The organism is Vibrio sp. OPT46, from assembly GCF_015163535.1.
GTDB lineage: Bacteria > Pseudomonadota > Gammaproteobacteria > Enterobacterales > Vibrionaceae > Vibrio > Vibrio alginolyticus.
This window is the reverse complement of the sequence record NZ_JADDYG010000474.1, coordinates 10,263-12,884: the sequence shown is the minus strand read 5'-3', so window position 1 is coordinate 12,884 and position 2,622 is coordinate 10,263. Positions and strand designations below refer to the sequence as shown.

At 42.5% G+C, this 2,622-nt stretch carries 3 protein-coding genes; 1 reads left to right on the top strand and 2 read right to left on the bottom strand.

Annotation, left to right across the window (positions count from 1 at the left end; translation table 11 throughout):
- On the top strand, positions 1–248 hold a 248-nt coding region (locus IQR33_RS33735; RefSeq protein WP_228014021.1), incomplete at its 5' end, for a MerR family DNA-binding protein.
- Positions 249–669: 421 nt separating this feature from the next.
- Here IQR33_RS33735 and IQR33_RS19975 read toward each other — a convergent pair.
- Both IQR33_RS19975 and IQR33_RS19970 read right to left on the bottom strand, forming a co-directional pair.
- Entirely contained in the window at positions 670–1,050 is a 381-nt protein-coding gene (locus IQR33_RS19975) for a DUF3316 domain-containing protein (protein WP_193843980.1), read from the bottom strand.
- 537 nt (positions 1,051–1,587) lie between these two features.
- The coding region (locus IQR33_RS19970) for a heavy metal translocating P-type ATPase (protein ID WP_193843979.1) at positions 1,588–2,622 on the bottom strand (1,035 nt) is incomplete at its 5' end.

Sequence of the window (2,622 nt, the reverse complement as noted above, 5' to 3'; positions counted from 1 at the left end):
GCCGCAGCCGCGAGCTAGGATTCAGCATCGAGCAAATCAAAGAATTATTAAAATTCATTGATGAGCCAGACCACTATTGTGGCGAGGTGAGAGCAATGGCAATGTTACAAGCCAGAGCTGGCCAGCAGAAAATAGACGATCTGCAAAGGTTTAAAAAGGCATTAAATACGATGGTTAGCCAATGCAAAGGAAGTCGCTATTCTATTGATGACTGTCCGATTATTTATGCGCTTTATGTAGAGAAATAGAGTGAGAGAAGGGTTTTACTGTAACTCGTCGTTTTCGAGGGTGCTCCACAGCCCCAATGTGCAGGCTCGAGTTCTAGTCAAAAGGACTCGCGACAACGGTAATAGCCATGATGTTAAAACCATTGCCGCAATTATGAAAGTGAAAGGAATTATCTCGCGGCAAATTATCGCTTTGTTTATGGATATGCTAGTGCCTGCGACTCTCGTCCGTGATGCGTTATTGAAACAATCCAATACGAGTCGAGATGCGCCAAACATTCAATACATTGAGCTAATTAGTTGTATTAGTATTGTCACTATGATTATACACCTGACAAAAAATCAATTTCCAAGTACAGTCTACTATCAAAATAGGTGATAAAATTTTCAATGAGTGTGACCTCTTGTAGCTACATGTACTACAAGAGGTGTAATATCGCATCTAATTATTACTGTCGCGTTCTTGATAATGTACTTGCAAATGGACTTGAGCCACATACTCAATTTTCCCTTGACTATTTAGCCTTTCTTCGACAGTGACATATCGCTGTTCTTTAAGGTGGGTTGAGTTTCTATTACTACCGTAGTTTCTAATTAACATAAATTCTGACGCTAGTTCTTTTCCGCTCATACCCTCTAACTCCGCTAGTTTTTCCGCACCTAGTTTATAGGCTAGTTCTTTAGAGCTAGTTGCTTGTGTCAACACTGTTGCATGATCAACTCTACTCACGTAGTTACCTCCAGAATATAAAGGCTGAGCGACTGTCACTGCACTAGTGAACAAAATAGAGGTAGTCAGAAGAAACTTATTAAGAGTATTCATATGTCTTTCCTTTTTGTTGTTGATGAATTCAATTTAGCACCTTCGTTCTGACTCTATTGGTATCCATTTATGACATCTTAGTCATAATTGTAACTCCGACCACGTTTCCTTTATTAATACGTAAGACAAACTCAACTTAAACTAATGTAGAGGCGTCAGTCGAAAGTTACACCAATATGCTGTAGAACCTGAATTACCAAAACTAGTAACGGTTGCTTATATAGCCTTCTCTACCTTTCTAAAATCAGCAGCTAGTGAGCCCTTTATTTGCTAAATCTAAAGCAAAGGCTACTTTTCAGTTGTAAAGTAGCTCTTTGTCCAATGAGGATAGGAAGGCCTTCCCATTACATAAACACCCTCATGCTCTCCAAATAAATTCAACTCAGTTAACTGAACCTCAGTTTACCGCAACGCTTAGGTCAGCAATGGAGGGGCGGATTTATGCCATTTTTATCTTCTTAGGTTTTTTTCTTACCCCAAAACCACCAGACTATAAACACGATTGCTGTAAGACCTAAAAAATTAACTAACATGGTATTACTCCTCATTGGTTGTTGGGGCTGAAGGTGGTGTATATAAGCGCAAGCGATTCGCATTGGTTACGACGGTAACAGAAGACAGTGACATCGCTGCCCCAGCGATGATCGGACTTAATAACCAACCCGTGAACGGAAACAGAAGCCCTGCTGCCACAGGAATACCCAAGCTGTTATAGATAAATGCCCCCCACAAGTTCTGCTTGATGTTCTTCATTGTGGCAGTACTGATCCCAATCACATCTGAGATGCCGTGGAGCGAGCTGCGCATCAAGGTAATATCGGCACTTTCAATCGCGACATCCGTACCACTGCCAATAGCAAAGCCAACGTCTGATTGAGCAAGTGCTGGCGCATCATTGATACCATCACCGACCATGCCAACAACATGCCCTTTCGCTTGCAACTGCTTAATCCAGTGAAGCTTATCCTCAGGCATCAATTCCGCGTGATATTCATCAACATTCGCGAGTGATGCTACCGCTTTCGCTGTATTGTGGTTATCCCCCGTTAGCATCACGACATGGATGCCTTGCTGATGAAAACGATTTATCGCACTTCGAGCATCATCTCGAATCGGGTCACTGATACCGAACAGCGCTTGTACTTGATCGCCTATCGCAAAATACACCACTGTGTTGGCTTCTTGCTCCCACTGCAATGCATGCTCTGTTACCGATTCAACATTGACGTTAAACTGGTTCATCAGCTTGCGATTGCCAAGCAACACGCGTTGACTCGCATACTGAGCCTGAACACCAAGTCCGGTTAATGACTCGAAATCTGATACTTCTGGTAGGCTCGCTTCATCAAGAACCTCATTTTGAGTAAATGCGATTAACGCTTTAGCTAGTGGATGGTTAGACCCTTTCTCCAAAGCATTGACCAGAGGCAGGAGCTCTGAATCCTCTGACAACGAGACAAAATTTGTTACTTCAGGTTTACCTTGAGTAATCGTGCCAGTTTTATCCAATACGACGACATCCAATTCACTGGCTCTTTGCAGTGCTTCACCATTTCGGATTAGCCCACCAAA